This is a genomic window from Kitasatospora sp. NPDC004272, assembly GCF_053603035.1.
Window position 1 is genome coordinate 18,184 of sequence record NZ_JBSGET010000058.1, and the last position, 14,329, is coordinate 32,512.

The following is a 14,329-nucleotide window of genomic DNA, read 5'->3' on the forward strand; positions in this document are numbered from 1 at the left end:
TCGATTTTCGCAAACGGCCCTGCTAGCATGGCTTGCATGCCGAACACCCCCGACCGCGTACGCGAGCTGATCCAGGCATCGGGGCTGAGTCAACGCGATTTCGGCCTCCGAATCGGGCTCGACGACTCCAAGCTGTCCAAGTCCCTGAGCGGCAGTCGCCGCTTCTCGTCGCTTGACCTGGCGCGTATCGCCGAGCTGTGCACCGTGACAGTCGACTGGCTGATCACCGGGGAGGAGCCTCCGCTGGCTCTGGCAGCGCGGACCACCGGCGGTAGCGCCGGCGAGGCGATCCGCGCCGCGAGGCGATACAGCACGCTCAGATCAGACATGGCAGCTGTTGGTTTCCCGCAGCCGTGGCAGCCTGTGCTCCAGGGGCCCGCTGCAGGGAACTGGACGGAGCGGGGTCGCCGTCTGGCCACGAACGCACTGGGTGCTGTAGCTCGCCGCGGCCTGTCTGTACAACAGGAGGACCTCCCGAAGCTGGTGGAGGAGGTGTTCGGAGTCGACGTGGCGGTCGTCGAGGTGGGCCCCGACTTCGACGGGCTTGCTGCCGCGTCAAGCGAGGCGAAGATCATTGTGCTCGCTACCTGCCACCTCCCCTCTCGGCAGCGGTTCACTCTGGCCCACGAACTTGGTCACTTGCTGGCAGGTGACAACCAAGAGCTGCACCTCGACAACGACGTATTCGACAAGGCGTACGCGAAGGAGCCGAGCGAGATCCAAGCCAACGCCTTCGCTGCAGCCTTCCTCACGCCAGAAGAGGACATGCGCCAGGCTGTCGGCACGACCGGTCTCACCGAGGCATCTTTTGCCGCTCTAGCCTGCGACTGGATGGTGACCCCTTCGGCTCTCGCGTATCGGTTGCTGAACCTTCGTCTGATCGATGCCGGCGCCTGCGAGCGCTACAAGGCCATCACCTCGGCCAATGCGGCTGCCCTGGCTGGCCGTGGTGAGGAGCTCGCCCGACGGACCGTCATCACAAGCAGCTCTCGACCCCCAGGACTCCTCGTGCGCGACACCTATGCAGCCTACGAGGCGGGCGAGGCCACGCTCCGCCCGTACGCTGGCCTTCTTGGCAGGGACGTTGACGCGCTGAGGCGCGATCTGGAAACGGGAAGCGAGGCTTCCAGCTCCTCGTGAACGCCTACTTCTTCCCTGACAACACGGTGCTGTGCAATTTTGCCTCGGTGGAGCGACTCGATCTGCTCAAGGCAGTACTCGACGATCGCGGACGGTGGACCGCCGCAGTCGCCTACGAAGCGCACCGGTCAGCATCCGTCCTGCCCTCCCTCGGCAACGTCGCAGCTGACGGCTGGCTCGGCGAGCCAATCGAGATCACCAGTGACGTCGATGTCCAACAGATCAACCGCATCCGCCGCACGGTCTTCGGCGGCACCGACGACGAGCCGCTGAAGCACCTCGGCGAAGCGGAGACCTGCCACGTCATTCTGAACCTCGGGGAGTTCGCGGGCTCGTGGTGGATCTCGGATGACAACGAGGCGCTCAGATACGCACGACTCAAGGGCATCACCACCCGCGAGACAATTGATCTCATGGCCATCGCGGCTGTGAACGGGGATATCAGTGCACAGGACGCCTACGCGTTAATGCGGGCAATGGCCGCCCAGGGGCGGCATTTGCGGCTGCCCTCGTCCGCGGCTGACCTTCTGAACTGACGACCGGCACGTGTACCTGGCTCGTATGCGGGCCTGGCCCAGCGGGTGGTGGCGTGGCCAGCGGGTCCTGGGACGCCACTCTTGGCATCGTGGTGTTCGGGGCCGCACTTGCGTTTCGCGTGGCGCTTCGGCGGAGCAGCGCTGTACTTGTCAGGTGCGGGTCGGTAGCCAGGGCGCTCAAGAAGTGTTCGCCAGGAGAAGTCAGGCTGTTGGAGGCCGAGTTGGGCATTCTGAGGACGCCCCGGGCACCTGGTCAGAGGCGAGGCGTTCCGTGCTCCAGGTAGGAGGTCGCCGAGCGAGATCGGGCGTCAAGGCCGGCGTGGACCCGCCGGGCCAGACGAGGGATGAGGAGCTCGTCGATCTGGTCGGCGGTGTGGAAGGCGTACTCGCCGATCTCCACCCCGTCCAGGTTGATCTGAGCTCGCTCCTCTGCGGGGAGGATGCCACCGTCGAAGACGAAGAGCAGCTTGTCGCCCTCGGTCGGGTGGGGTGCCCAGTCCGCGACGAGGAGGCGGCCGATGGGCGGGGTGATACCGAGCTCCTCCTTGACCTCTCGGGCCGCGCCCTCGCTCGGGGTCTCGCCGGGGTGGAGGTAGCCGCCCGGGATCTCCCAGCCCGGCTTGTACGTGGGCTTCACCAGGAGCACGCGGTCAGCTTGGTCGAAGAACAGCACCCCGGCGGCGGTGCGCGGCTGGGCAACGGCCTCGGGTGCGTCGGAGTCGCTCATGACCATGACTGTATCCGTCCCCGCCGGACTACCCCACGATGCGCAGCCGCTGGGCCACGCCCGCAAGCTGGTGGCTCGGCTTGCCGCGCTGCTGCCGGACCCAGGTGGTCACCAGGTGTCGTGGGATGAAGTGGTAGCGGGCCTGCTCCGGAGCCAGTTCCTCGGCGTCGAGTATCAGGGCGAGGGCCTCGTCCATCCGGTTCTGCGCGCTGTAGGCGCGGGCCACTTCGAGGGTGTGCCGGACACGCCGCTCGAGCGGCAGGGTGGAGGAGTCCACGCGCGGCCCCTGGTCCGCGGCGACCTGGACATCGCCCAGTTCCATGGCCGTTGAGATGCGGTGGATGGCGACGTTGGTCGGCCCGAAGGCCGTCCACATGTGGTTGGCGTCGTGACCCAGGCGCTGTGCGGCCTGGTCCGCTTCGGCGAGGAAGGTGCTCACCGTGGCCCGGTCGTCGAGCCGGGCGGCGGTCACCGCGCCGACGAGGAAGAGCGTCCCGTAGATCGACAGGTACGCGGGCGAGGCGTCCGCAAGGCCACTCTCCAGATAGCCCGCTGAGTCCGCCACCAGATCCCGCGCTGCGGTGAGACGGCCGCTGGCAAGGAGGCAGTGGGAGACCGATCGGAAGAGCGAACCGGTGACGACGAGGTCGCCCGACTCCTGCGCGGCAGCCAGACCGCGATCAGCGGCCATCCAGGCGAGATCGGCTTCCCCTATCTTCGTCAGGACCATGGCCGCGCCCTGGTACGCCATCGCGAGCAGGGCCTTGGCTTTCAGCCGGTCGTCGCCGTCGTAGGTACGGACAGCGCGCTGGGCCTGGGCGAGGATGTCGGGGACGAGCCTGGTCGCCCGCGAGTACCTGGCGTCCTTGTCGGCGGACAAGGTGGAGCCGACTTCGACGCGCAGGATGTCGAGGTCGGGTGGGTTGCTCGATTCCCGGCGCTCCTCCGGGAAGGGCATCGTTGCTCCAGGCCAGAACAACCGTCTTTGCCCGCAGTAGAGTTGCCGCCGTGCAGCGACTCGCCTTCTTCGATCTGGACGACACCCTCGTCGATCGCACGCAGGGGTTCCGGGTGTGCATTCGCAGCTTCTGCTCCGACCTCGGCTTCGCCGAGGACATCGAGGAGTGGCTGCTGGACGCGATGTACGAGCGCGCCTACCGGAGCGACTTCGACCGCCTGCGCAGTGAGTTCGCCCTCTCCGCTCCGACCGAGGAGTTGTGGCAGCACTACTGCAGCGGCATGGCAGCCGCCGTGACCTGCCCACCTGCGGTTCTGTCCGGCCTGGAGGAACTGCGCGCGGCCGGTTGGCGGCTGGCGGTCGTGACCAACGGTGCCGGCGACATACAGCGGGCCAAGCTCGCGAGGACCGGGATCGATCGGAGGGTGGACGCTGTGTGCGTCTCGGAGGAGGTGGGCATCCGCAAGCCGGAGATCGGCATCTTCACGGAGGCGGCCCGCCTCCTGGGAGCCGACGGGCTCTCCGGCGGGTGGATGGTCGGCGACAGCCCCGAGAAGGACGTGGCCGGCGGGCGGGCTGCCGGTCTGAGGACGATCTGGGTGTCCGGTGGTAACGGCAACGCTGTCGAAGCGGATCACGTCGTCTCGGACGCCGGCGAAGCCATCGAGCTGTTGCTCGGGATGAACGGGGTTCACGCATGAATAGCGGTCGACCGGTAGTCGGAATGCTGCACCCGGGCAGCATGGGTGCAGCAGTCGCGGCCCAGATCCGCCAGGCAGGGACGACTGTCCTCTGGTGCTCGGCGGGTCGGAGCGAGGCCACCCGGAGTCGCGCGGTCGAGGCCGGCCTCACCGAGGTTCCGAGCCTCGACGAGTTGGTTCCGCGGTGCGAGGTCCTGCTCTCCGTCTGCCCGCCTGCCGTTGCCGAACAGCTTGCCGCCGAGGTCGCGGAGCACGGCTACGGAGGGGTCTACGTCGAAGCGAACGCCGTGACCCCGGAACGGGTCAAGCGGATCGCGTCGGCGCTGCCTGAAGCGACGGTCGTGGACGGCTCGGTGGTGGGTTCGCCTCCGCGTGGCGGCAAGCAGCCCCGCCTGTTCCTGTCCGGCCCCGAGCAGGCGGTCGACCAGGTGGTGCGGCTCTTCGCCGGTACCGACGTACGCGCCCGTGTCCTCGGCACCGAGCTCGGACAGGCCAGCGCGCTCAAGCTCTCGTACACGAGCTATCAGAAGGCGTCCCGGGTGCTCGCGGCGCTGTCGTACGCGCTGGCGGCCGACCACGGTGTCGAGGGCGAGCTGCTGGAGATCGCCGCCGGTCGCTCGGGGAGCTACCTGGTGGAGACCGGCTACATTCCCAAGACAGCTGGCCGGGCCTGGCGTTGGGTGCCCGAGCTGGTGGAGGCCGCCGAACTGCTGGAGGAGTGCGGGCTGCCGGGTGAACCGATGCGCGGCGCGGCCGAGGCATTGCTTCGTTGGGAGGGCGCGCGGGATGCGGAACTCAACCTGGTGGACGCACTGGCCCGTCTCCACGAGCGCCGTTAAAAGGCCAGCTCATCGGCTGGCCTCAGCGCCTCGATGATGACCTGCGCGGACTCCTCGATCGACCGCCGGTCAGTCCGCAGATGGAGGTCCCACCCTACGGAGGGGTGGGCCAGGACGTCGGCTTCGGTGGCGTCCCAGGCGGCGAGGCGGGCCGGGGTGTCGGTGTCGCCGCGCAGGGCGGACCGCTGCTCGGTCACGTGCCGTGGGCACGAGAGCTGCACGGTGAGCCAGGATGCCGGGTAGCCCGTCGTGAGGGCGTCGATGCCGGCGATCTGGCCGAGGTGGATGATCGGGGTTCGACCGGCGGTGAAGACGGCGTCGAGGCCCGGTCGGTCGATCAGGTAGGTGTTGTTGTAGCGGTCGTTGCGGTAGATGACGCCGCCGCTGGCTTCGAGCTGGTGGAGTTGGTCGGGGGTGCCCATCCGGTAGCCCTGGCTGCGGCCGCCGCCGATCTTGAGCCGCGCGAACTGGTCCAGCCGTGGGTCCTGCTCGATGAGGGCCGCGGTGATGGTGTCCTTGCCGCTGGCCGGCGGTCCGTACAGGATGATCCCGGTCTTCATGCGCGTGCCACTCCCAGGGCGTATCGGGCTTGGTCGGCGACCGCGATGGCCGATCCGTAGCGGTTGTCGACGACGAGGTGCGGGACGACCGGGCGGAGGTCGAGGTCGATCCCGTCGACGTAGTCCGTCCAGTTGCTGAGCTTCCAGGCGTCGCGGGCGGCGGAACGGAAGGCGATGTACTCGCGCATGGAGTCCGCGTCGCACTCCAGCCAGATCGGTGTGACCTCCACCTGGTGCGCCGCACAGCGGTTGGTCAGGCGCCGCATCCACACCGGATCGGTCATCTCGCTGATGAACGGGGCGGTGGCCACCGTGGAGATGCCGCACTCGACGTTGGCGAGGATCGACTCCATGAGGCACTGGTACTCCAGCGGCCGGACCTCGGTCCGGTAGGTCTCGGACTGCCGGTCGTTGGGGTCGCAACCGAGCTCGGTCAGCAGGCGCTCCACCAGCGGCCGGGTGAGCGGGTCCTTGTCGAGGAGCGGCCAACCGGTCAACTGGGATATGAACTTGGCGAATTCGGACTTACCGCTTCCAGCGAATCCACCGATCAGCAGGAGTGAGGGCTGGTTCGGGTCGCCACCGGTGTGCCGACGGCGCCAGGCGTCGAGGATTCGCTGTTGGGCGCCCTGGATGCCGCCCTTCGCCGAAGCGGGCACCAGGTGCTTGAGCGCCCGGGTGACAGCCTGGACGTGCTCGCTCTCCAACTGCTCTTTCGAGTGGGCGACTTGATGACCGACCTGCTCGGCCGGGAGCGCCTTGCGGAAGCCGAGCTCGGGCTCGGTCGCCCGGTAGAGCAGGCAGTACGCGCGCCGGTAGTGCGGCCCGGGAAAGACTTCGCCCTGTTCGTGCTGCCACAGCGTCTGGAAGTTGGCGGCGGGCGCGGAGAGTCCTGCGCGACGCGCGGTCTCACGAAGCCGTTCGCCGGCCGCCTCCAGGGTGAGCCCGTGGGCTTCTCGCATCTCCCGCAGTTTCTCGGGCCGCCAGCCCGATCGGTCCCTGCTCAAGTCCCCCACCAGCTCACGGTTCGTCAGCATGATTCCGAGCCTAGGTCCGAGGTCGGCGATCCCATGTGTAAGCGGATGTTGAAGTCACGTTGAGCGGGACGGCGAACGGCCTCGACAACTCGGAGTGATACAGCGATCACGCTAGGCCCGCTGTGATGTCCGTGGCAACAGTGCCCACCGGTACGAACGAACTGGAGGCCGCACCATGTTCCATCCCGCATCACGCTCAGATGTACAGTCAACTCCCTTCATTCCACGTCAGGTTCGCAGGACGACCACCCCTCCCGGAGCCTCCGACGGCTCCTGCTCGGTGGACACACAGCAGTTCGCGGAGGCCCTTCGCGGTGAGGGGGACGAGGCCGACGAGAGCTGGCGCGACTGGGCCCGCCGCCTGCTCGACGGCGACGGCCTCACCCCGGCCCTGCTCACCCAGGTCTGGGCCGAGGTCGTCGCGTTCGACGACACGCTCGCCGAGTACCTGGCCAAGCCGGTGGTCGTGCCGGACGGCACGGTGACCGTATCGGGCAGCGGGAAGGAGACCTTCAAGACTTTCAACGTCTCCACGGCCGCCGCCCTGCTGGCCGCCGCCAGCGGTGCGAACGTCGTCAAGGGCACCTCGTCGTCGGTCTCGGCCGTCTCGGGCGCGTCCGACGTCCTGGCCGCGCTCGGCGTGCCCTCGCTGACCGATCCCGCCCGCATCCCCGAGTTCACGGCCAGGTACGGCATCGCCTTCGTCGACTACGCGTCCTTCTGCCCGCGTTACGCGGCCCGCTACGACGGCCGGTTCGACTTCCTCAGCCCGATGAGCTTCTTCATGCCAGCCGCGACCCTGGTCGTGTCGGCCGACGCGTTCCTCCACGGGCTGGCCCACGACGACGTGCGGACCGCCGCGTTGGGCATCCATTCGGCGCGCCCGGACATCGCCCGCGGCCGGGTTGTGACGACCTGGATCGGGCCCGGGCAACGGATCGACGAACTCGCCTCGTTCGGGACGAGCACCAGCGCGGTACTGCAACACGGAGCTGTCCAACTCGTCAGTCAGCACAGCGACGGTGCCACCGGTCCGTGGCGGCGGGCCGTGAGGCACCGCACCGACCACGCCACCAACGCGGCTGCCCTGGTCGAGTCCCTCCGCCCGGACGGCGACCCGGCCGTCACGGACTTGGTCGAGCGCAACGCCGCCGCGATCCTCGCCGCCGCGCACCCGGGAGTCGCTGACGACGAGGCCCTCCAACTGGTCCGGGAGGCCCGCCTGGACGGCCGCGCCGAGCGGCTCCTTCCCCGTCTCCGCTCCGCCGCCTCGAAGGGCCTCCGATGACTCCGCAACCGTTGCCCGTCAACGAGAACTGGGTCGGCAGGACGCTCGGCCCCCTCACCCGCCGGTTCACCCACCACGACCGGCTGCAGGACGTCCTTCCCCTCGACCCCGACCGTCCGCTGGCCGTCGTGACCGGATTCGGACCGACCAACGCCCCGACCGCCGGCACCCTGTCGGTGATGCTCGGAGTGATCGAGCTGCAGCGCCACCTGCGGGTGCCGATGACCGTGGTCGTCTCCGAGCTGGGCGCGTGGAACTCCCGCAACGTGCCGTGGAACCAGCTCACCGCCGTCCGCGACCAGATGTTCAGCTTCATGCAGGCGATCGGCCTGGACTCGCAGGCCGAGTTCGCGCCGGTCCGGATGCGCTCGCACACCGACACCGCCAACCTCGTGCGGTGCGGGCGCATCGCCCGGTTCCTCAGCCGCCAGGACTTCCTCGACCACCACGAGGACCTGGTCGAGCTCTACCAGGACCACGGTCTGCTCGGGAGCGAGGTCGGTCTCACCGTGGACGCGCTCTACACTGTCGCGGACATCCTCGGCCCCGCCGAGGAAGGCGCCGCCCGCGTGTTGATGCTCTCGGGTCTGGAGGAGAGCTACTTCACCGAGCTGTCCCGACTCGTCCTCGACCGACAGCGGGAGGCCGGCGAGCTGAGCCTCGGCTGGCAGGTCGAGCTCGGGGCGCTCTACTTCCGCGTCCTGGAGGGCCTGGGCGGCTACCCCAAGATGTCCAAGAGCATCCCTGCTTCGGGCATCCACCTCGGCATGGCGGACGAGGAGATCGCCGCCCGTGTCCTCGCCGACGACGAGGCCAGCCAGCGTCCCCTGCTCTCGGCGATCGAACTCAGCAGCGGCTGGACCATGGTGGAGATCGACCAGGCGCGGGCGGCATTCCGGCGCAGGCGACAGGAGGCCGCCGGGTGGGAGCTGGCCAAGCACCGGTTCGCCGAGACGTTCTCCACCTTCGCCAGGATCTGGCGGGAGTGCGGCCGGTGACCGCAGGTCAGACGTTCGTCGTACTGGGAGGTGCCGGCCGTCTCGGTCGGCACCTCCTGCCGATGCTCCGCGCGCAGGGGCACCGAGTCATCGGCGTTTCCCGAAGCCCTGCCGATGACCCGCCGCCGGACGGCTGGGTCTGCGCGGACCTGACTACGGCTGCCCAGTGGGCATCGGTGCAGGACCGGCTGCTGGACCTGCTGGGCGGTGAGGGGGAGGTCGTCCTCGTCGATCTCGTCCTCGACCGGACGAGCGTCGCCTCGATGCGACGGTCGATCTCTGCCGCCACCACCTTCACGGTACGAACCCGTCGACTGCTGACCGCCGAGGGACATGCGGTCCGGATCCTGGCCGCAGGCACGACGGCCGCGCTGGCACCGCTGGGTTTCCAAACGCCCTACGGCAGGGCCAAGCGCCAACAGGCTCTCCACTACGCGCGGTTGGAATGCGTCGACCTCGTTCTGCTGCCCCAGCTCGTCGACACCGTCCAGCCCGACCGGTCCGGGGACCGTCCCGGCGCGGTCGTCGGCAACAACTGCACCTACGAGGCTGCCGCGGCAGCTCTGCAAGCCATCCGCCACCACCCGGCGCGACGCTCGCTGTGGGTCGTTCGAGGAGGTGATCCGCAACCGTACGTCCACCGCGGGATCGCCGGCTTGCCCGGCGCGCTGGGCTCACTCGTCCTCTCCCACACGGTGGGCCGGAACAGCCCGACCGCGCACCGGCGTGCCAGCCGCGAACGGCTCGCGCTCCTGCCGCCCCATATCCGCGCCGGGGTGGACCACCACGGTGCGCCCGAACGGCTCGTCCGCGCCTTCGAGAGGTACCTGGACATGCCCCGCGCCCGGACCGTCATCGCGGGTGATCAGCCCGCCCGATCGAAGGAAGACGATGAGTAGTACCCCTGACACCGTCGTTCTCGGCACCGGCTTCGCCGGACTCACCGCCGCCACCCGGCTGGCCGAGGAAGGACATCACGTCCGCTGCCACGGCGACGGCGCCGCCGGCGCGTCCCTGCAGAACTTCGGCCAGCTCCACTCGGGAGCCGTCTACGCCCCCGTGCTCCCCGAGGTTGCGGCCGCCTGCTGGCAGCACCGCTCCCGCTGGTCCGGTCTGATCGACGAGGACGTCCGACTCGCGCCGGGCTTGGCCCTCTTCGGCTCGCCCGGCGAAGTCGAGCGCTACGCGCAGGCGTGGTCCGACCTCGGGATTCCCGCACGGCCGCTGTCTGCCGCAGAACTGGACGGCTACGGAGTTCAGCCGTCCGTTGCCCCTGCCGCCGCCTTCGCCCTGCCCGACCTCTCGGTGGACGTGGCCGCCGTGCACTCCAAGACCATCGCGCACGCGGCGACCCGCGGGGTTGGCTTTGCCCGTCCGGCGTCGTGCGCGCCGGTCCTCTCCGGGACCGAAGTGGTCCTGTGGAGCGCGGATGCCGGGTACTACCGGCCCGACACCCTCGTACTGGCGGCCGGCCACCGCACGGTTCATCTGCTCGACCTGCTAGGCATCCAGCACCCGTTGGCGATCGGCAACCTGCCGTACGGCGTCCTGGAGGGACCGGTCCCCCGACTCCCGCTCACCTACTGGCTCGACGGCGACCTGCTCGCCGTAAGCCCCCAGCGCAACGAACTCCGTGTCGCACTTCCCGGACGTCCCGGCGGTCCTGCCGACGACGCCGTCGAGCACTACCGGATCGCGGCGGCCCTGTCGGCGCGGTGGCCGAGTCTGCCCGCAGAGCGGGTCCGTCTGCAATGGGGCCAGGTCGCGGAGCCGATAGGTACCGGACCCGACCCGTCGGCGGTCGTGGTCGATCTCCGTCATCCGCCTGCCGGCTGGGGGCAGGTCGCGAACCTGGTCGTCTGTCTGCCGGGCAAGTGGACCACCGCCTGGCACGCAGCCGACCAGGTCGCTCAGACCGTGGCCTCCAGAAGCTGACAGACCCGGGGGATCAGCCGCCGATCCCGATCGCCTTCCGCACCTGCTCCAGCACCGGCTGGGCCCGCCTGCGCGCCTTGGCCGCGCCGATCGCCAGCAGTTCCTCCAACTCGCTGCCCGGCTGCATCAGCGCGTCGTACCGCTCGCGCAGCGGGCCCAGCTGCTCGTTCAGGACGATGTACAGCTTGTCCTTCAGCTCGCCCCAGCCCATGCCACCAGCCTCCAGCCGCGCGCGGACCTCGGCCGTCGTCGCCGGATCGGCGAAGTGGGAGAGCAGCTGGAACACCGAGGAGGCGTCAGGATCCTTGGGCGCCTCAACCGGCGTGCTGTCCGTCGGAATCCGGCGCACGGTCTTCCGCAGCTCCGCCTCCGGCGCGAACAGCGGGATCGTGTTGCCGTACGACTTGCTCATCTTCCGGCCGTCGGTACCGGGCAGGGTGCGGCCGCTGTCCTCGGTCGGCACGACGGCCTTCGGGATCTTCAGCCGGAAGGCGTCTCCGTAGACGGCGTTGAACGCGCCGGCGATGTCCGCCGCGTACTCCACGTGCTGCAACTGGTCCTTGCCGACCGGGACGAGGTCCGCCTCCATGATCAGGATGTCCACGGCCATCAGCACGGGGTAGTTGAACAGCCCCATGTTGACCCCGGCGTCCAGATCCTCGACCCCGGCCTCGCGGTTGCGGTCCCGCGCCGCCTTGTACGCGTGGGCGCGGTTCATCAGTCCCTTGGCGCTGAAGCACGAGAGCACCCAGTGGAGTTCGAAGATCTCCGGGACGTCGGACTGGCGGTAGAAGATCGTGCGCTCGGGGTCCAGCCCCGCCGCGAGCCAGGTGGCTGCCACCGAACGGGTCCACCGGCCGAGCAACTCCGGATCGCGTACCGACGTCAGCGCGTGGTAGTCGGCGATGAAGTAGATCGACTCGGCCCCACCGGCCAGCTCCAGGGCCGGCTTGATGGCCCCGATGTAGTTGCCGAGGTGCGGTTCTCCGGTCGGCTTGATGCCCGTGAGCGACACCTTCGGTTCAGCAGTCACCATGCAGAGAGCCTACCGGCGCGAGCACCACGAGGACGGCGATTCGCGACAGCGCCGACCTGCAGTTCGTCTACCAAGATGCCCGGGCGCACCTGCGCCGTAGAGTCATGCGGCTGTTCGAGGATGAAGGAGATCAGATGAGCTGGACCGCTGTCCGGGCAACCACGGGAAGCTGGGCGACAGGGAGGGCGGTGACGCGGCGCCGCAGCCAGGAACTGCTCTCGGTGATGAGGATGGCGCGGGCCCTGGTCCCATTGGTGGGCACCTCGGCCTCCGACCGGGACGCTTTCTCCCCGGTCCGAACCGCGATCGAAAAACGTGTCGCGGTCGGGCACCGTCTCTACTACCAGTGGCTATCCCCCTGGCTCGTCCCTATCGCCCTGCCGCCGCTGCTCGTCGTGATGGGAGGCAACCCGCGCGCCTCAGCCTTGATCGTCGCCTTGGTCTGGACGTTCGGAGCTGCGCTGTGGCTGCCCAGCGTTCGCTACCGGGTTCTCACGGCCCGGATCGCCGTCGCCTTGGCCACCGGCCTGACCACCTTCACCTGGGTCATGGTGTTCAGAGCGCCGAAGCAGTGGGTGTCACCGTGGCTGTTTCCGCAGATCGGCCGCGCCGCGCTCGTGATCGTCATAGTCGTCGAACTTCCCCTGCTGATATGGCGCCTGATCGTTCATCGGCGCAAGGTCAGTCAGGAGTGCCATTCGTACGACGCCCTGGTCGTTCGGATCGTTTGGGTCGCTCACCGGCTCCACAGCGAGCGCAGCATGTGGCGCTCGTCGGCTGCTTGCCGCCGATGGGCCGAGGCTGTGGAGACACTTGCGGTCGACGCCGCTCGCTGTCTCGCCCTCACCGATCGGACCGATGCCGCGGACGGGCAGCTTCGCAAAGAGTTGCGTGTTGAGGCCGACCGCATCGCCGAAGGAATCCGGCTGTTGAAGTCCGACCTGGTGAGGGCGAGGTCCGAAGCAGAGGTGACAGCCGTGGTCGAGTCCCTGGTGCGAGGCATGCTGCTGGTCGCACGCGGTGACCGGGCCGCGCTGCTGGCGACGGCTCCTCCACCTGCCGCCGCTCCCGACCTCGTGTCTCGTGTACGGGCCAGGGTCGTCCCGGCCGCCCTGTGGTTCGCCGCGGCCTGGCTGGTCCCCCTGATTCCTCCCATCGCGCGCCACCCCGCCTTGGCGCAGACCGCGATGTGGTCCCTCATCGTCTCCGGCGCGACGGCTCTGGCAACTGCCAACCCCGAAGTACGCTCGCGGATTCAGGAGGTCGTGGCGAAGGCACTCCCACCGGCGTAGGCGGCGCTCCGGCCGACGAGCGAGTCAGCCGGAGCACCCGCCTCCGGTGTTCTCGTCAGCAGTCTGTCGGCCAGATCGTCCCGGCGAGGAGTCCGTCGAAGGCGAGTGCGCGCATGGCGGTGTCGAAGTCGTCCCACTCGTGTTCGGGTTCGGTGTAGTGCTGGTCGAAGTAGGCGCGGGTGAGGTCGGGTTCCTCCCACTCGTGTGCGCAGCGGCAGCGGACGAAGACCTGGTGGAGGACGTTGAGCAGGAGCCAGTCGCGGCGGGCGTGGCAGTGGGCGCAGGTGATGGGGATGCCGCGGGCGTCGAGCTCGCCGGGGTGGGGGACAGCGCGGACGACGGGGCGATGGCCGGGGGTGGGGGAGTCGGGATCGTAGTCGGTCATGTGGTCCCTTCCGACACGGTGGCGTGATGCAAGGGAGCACAAGACGTGCGGTGGTCGGGAAGTTCCCGACCACCGCCGAAGACATCACATCGACACCTTGACCAAGCTGGCACCTGAGCAAGGGCGTTGGAGGTCAGTCCTCGCCGTGGGCGAGGAGGTCTCCGGGTTCGGGCGCGAGGACGTGGACGAGGCTTTCGTACTCGGCGCGGTCCTCGTCGGTCATGGCGGCGCCGGGGTCGGGGATCAGGGTGCCATAGGGGAGGTGGCCGTAGTACTTGGTGAGCAGGGCGTCGAGGACGCGGGGTGCATCGGCTTCCTGTTCGGTGTCGAAGTCGCGTTCGAGCTTGATCTGTGCGAGGACGGCTTCGGTCTCCCGGTCCGTGCAGGTGCTGACGAGGATCTGTTCGGCCTGGGTGAAGGGGCGGCCGTCGCGGTGGGTCAAGGTCTTGGTGGCGATCAACGAGGGAAGGTCGGCGTCGAGCAGCAGCGCGACGACCTCGGGACGGACGCCGGTGCGGGCCCAGTAGCTCAGGCGCTCGTACTCGGCGCGGTCCTCGTCCGTCATGGCGGCGACGATGTCCTCGCGGGCGGTGCCGCCGGGGAGGCTGCGCGCGTACCGGTGCAGAAGGACACGGGCAGTGCGGGCCGGGTCGCCGCCGAGGCCCTGGGCGAGGCCGATCCTGTACGCGAGGATCAGGGTTTCGAGTTCCTCGTCGGTGGCCTGGTGGGCGAGGGTCTGTTCGGTCTCGGTGAAGGGGCGGCCGTCGTGGTGGGACCAGGTGTCGGTGTCGGGGCGGACGGTGAAGTCGGCGTCGTTGAGCAGGCGGAGGATGTCGAGGGGGCGGTCGGGCTGGGTCAAGGTGGTGAATCTCCTTCGGAGAGGCTCGTGTTAAGGGC

16 protein-coding genes are annotated in these 14,329 nt (G+C 69.0%); 9 read left to right on the forward strand and 7 right to left on the reverse strand.

The window, feature by feature from the left end; all coding sequences use genetic code 11:
* Positions 1 to 36: 36 nt before the first annotated feature.
* Positions 37 to 1,140 (forward strand): ImmA/IrrE family metallo-endopeptidase, encoded by a 1,104-nt coding sequence (locus ACWEO5_RS19180; protein WP_037600983.1) that lies wholly within the window; start codon positions 37 to 39, stop codon positions 1,138 to 1,140.
* Positions 1,137 to 1,676 carry a hypothetical protein gene (locus ACWEO5_RS19185; RefSeq protein WP_030459225.1) on the forward strand — a complete coding sequence of 180 codons (540 nt, stop codon included), beginning with the start codon at positions 1,137 to 1,139 and terminating at the stop codon, positions 1,674 to 1,676. Before ACWEO5_RS19180 ends, ACWEO5_RS19185 begins: the two co-directional genes overlap by 4 nt.
* A 253-nt stretch (positions 1,677 to 1,929) precedes the next feature.
* Here ACWEO5_RS19185 and ACWEO5_RS19190 read toward each other — a convergent pair whose 3' ends face one another.
* Positions 1,930 to 2,403 carry an NUDIX domain-containing protein gene (locus ACWEO5_RS19190; RefSeq protein WP_452163489.1) on the reverse strand — a complete coding sequence of 158 codons (474 nt, stop codon included), beginning with the start codon at positions 2,401 to 2,403 and terminating at the stop codon, positions 1,930 to 1,932.
* Between the two features lie 28 nt (positions 2,404 to 2,431).
* On the reverse strand, positions 2,432 to 3,361 hold the full coding sequence (locus ACWEO5_RS19195) for a helix-turn-helix domain-containing protein (protein WP_452163490.1): 930 nt from the start codon (positions 3,359 to 3,361) through the stop codon (positions 2,432 to 2,434).
* Positions 3,362 to 3,411: 50 nt separating this feature from the next.
* On the opposite strand from ACWEO5_RS19195, the gene ACWEO5_RS19200 reads away from it, so the two are divergent.
* Together ACWEO5_RS19200 and ACWEO5_RS19205 are read left to right on the forward strand one after the other, a co-directional pair.
* Positions 3,412 to 4,062 (forward strand): HAD family hydrolase, encoded by a 651-nt coding sequence (locus ACWEO5_RS19200; RefSeq protein WP_452163491.1) that lies wholly within the window; start codon positions 3,412 to 3,414, stop codon positions 4,060 to 4,062.
* A 23-nt stretch (positions 4,063 to 4,085) separates the two neighbouring features.
* On the forward strand, positions 4,086 to 4,901 hold the full coding sequence (locus ACWEO5_RS19205; RefSeq protein ID WP_452163492.1) for a DUF1932 domain-containing protein: 816 nt from the start codon (positions 4,086 to 4,088) through the stop codon (positions 4,899 to 4,901).
* Here ACWEO5_RS19205 and ACWEO5_RS19210 read toward each other — a convergent pair.
* Positions 4,898 to 5,461 carry a guanylate kinase gene (locus ACWEO5_RS19210; protein WP_452163493.1) on the reverse strand — a complete coding sequence of 188 codons (564 nt, stop codon included), beginning with the start codon at positions 5,459 to 5,461 and terminating at the stop codon, positions 4,898 to 4,900. The genes ACWEO5_RS19205 and ACWEO5_RS19210 overlap by 4 nt on opposite strands.
* Positions 5,458 to 6,423: an AAA family ATPase gene (locus tag ACWEO5_RS19215; protein ID WP_452163494.1), complete on the reverse strand. Its 966-nt coding sequence runs from the start codon at positions 6,421 to 6,423 to the stop codon at positions 5,458 to 5,460. Before ACWEO5_RS19215 ends, ACWEO5_RS19210 begins: the two co-directional genes overlap by 4 nt.
* A 355-nt stretch (positions 6,424 to 6,778) precedes the next feature.
* Between ACWEO5_RS19215 and ACWEO5_RS19220 the strand changes: the two genes are divergently transcribed.
* From ACWEO5_RS19220 to ACWEO5_RS19235, 4 genes are read left to right on the forward strand one after another with little or no spacing between them, the layout of a single operon-like run.
* On the forward strand, positions 6,779 to 7,786 hold the full coding sequence (locus ACWEO5_RS19220; RefSeq protein ID WP_452163495.1) for a hypothetical protein: 1,008 nt from the start codon (positions 6,779 to 6,781) through the stop codon (positions 7,784 to 7,786).
* Positions 7,783 to 8,784, forward strand: coding sequence for a hypothetical protein (locus ACWEO5_RS19225; RefSeq protein ID WP_452163496.1), 1,002 nt, complete (start codon positions 7,783 to 7,785; stop codon positions 8,782 to 8,784). Before ACWEO5_RS19220 ends, ACWEO5_RS19225 begins: the two co-directional genes overlap by 4 nt.
* Positions 8,781 to 9,683: an NAD-dependent epimerase/dehydratase family protein gene (locus tag ACWEO5_RS19230; protein WP_452163497.1), complete on the forward strand. Its 903-nt coding sequence runs from the start codon at positions 8,781 to 8,783 to the stop codon at positions 9,681 to 9,683. The genes ACWEO5_RS19225 and ACWEO5_RS19230 overlap by 4 nt, the downstream gene beginning before the upstream one ends.
* Entirely contained in the window at positions 9,646 to 10,719 is a 1,074-nt protein-coding gene (locus ACWEO5_RS19235; RefSeq protein WP_452163498.1) for an NAD(P)/FAD-dependent oxidoreductase, read from the forward strand. The genes ACWEO5_RS19230 and ACWEO5_RS19235 overlap by 38 nt, the downstream gene beginning before the upstream one ends.
* Positions 10,720 to 10,732: 13 nt before the next feature.
* Here the strand turns inward: ACWEO5_RS19235 and ACWEO5_RS19240 are convergent, their stop codons facing one another.
* Positions 10,733 to 11,755, reverse strand: coding sequence for a tryptophan--tRNA ligase (locus tag ACWEO5_RS19240; protein ID WP_452163499.1), 1,023 nt, complete (start codon positions 11,753 to 11,755; stop codon positions 10,733 to 10,735).
* A 134-nt stretch (positions 11,756 to 11,889) separates the two neighbouring features.
* On the opposite strand from ACWEO5_RS19240, the gene ACWEO5_RS19245 reads away from it, so the two are divergent.
* On the forward strand, positions 11,890 to 13,047 hold the full coding sequence (locus ACWEO5_RS19245; RefSeq protein WP_452163500.1) for a hypothetical protein: 1,158 nt from the start codon (positions 11,890 to 11,892) through the stop codon (positions 13,045 to 13,047).
* Between the two features lie 55 nt (positions 13,048 to 13,102).
* Here ACWEO5_RS19245 and ACWEO5_RS19250 read toward each other — a convergent pair whose 3' ends face one another.
* Positions 13,103 to 13,432 (reverse strand): hypothetical protein, encoded by a 330-nt coding sequence (locus ACWEO5_RS19250; RefSeq protein ID WP_452163501.1) that lies wholly within the window; start codon positions 13,430 to 13,432, stop codon positions 13,103 to 13,105.
* A gap of 133 nt (positions 13,433 to 13,565) precedes the next feature.
* On the reverse strand, positions 13,566 to 14,291 hold the full coding sequence (locus ACWEO5_RS19255; protein ID WP_452163502.1) for a hypothetical protein: 726 nt from the start codon (positions 14,289 to 14,291) through the stop codon (positions 13,566 to 13,568).
* Positions 14,292 to 14,329 lie beyond the last annotated feature (38 nt).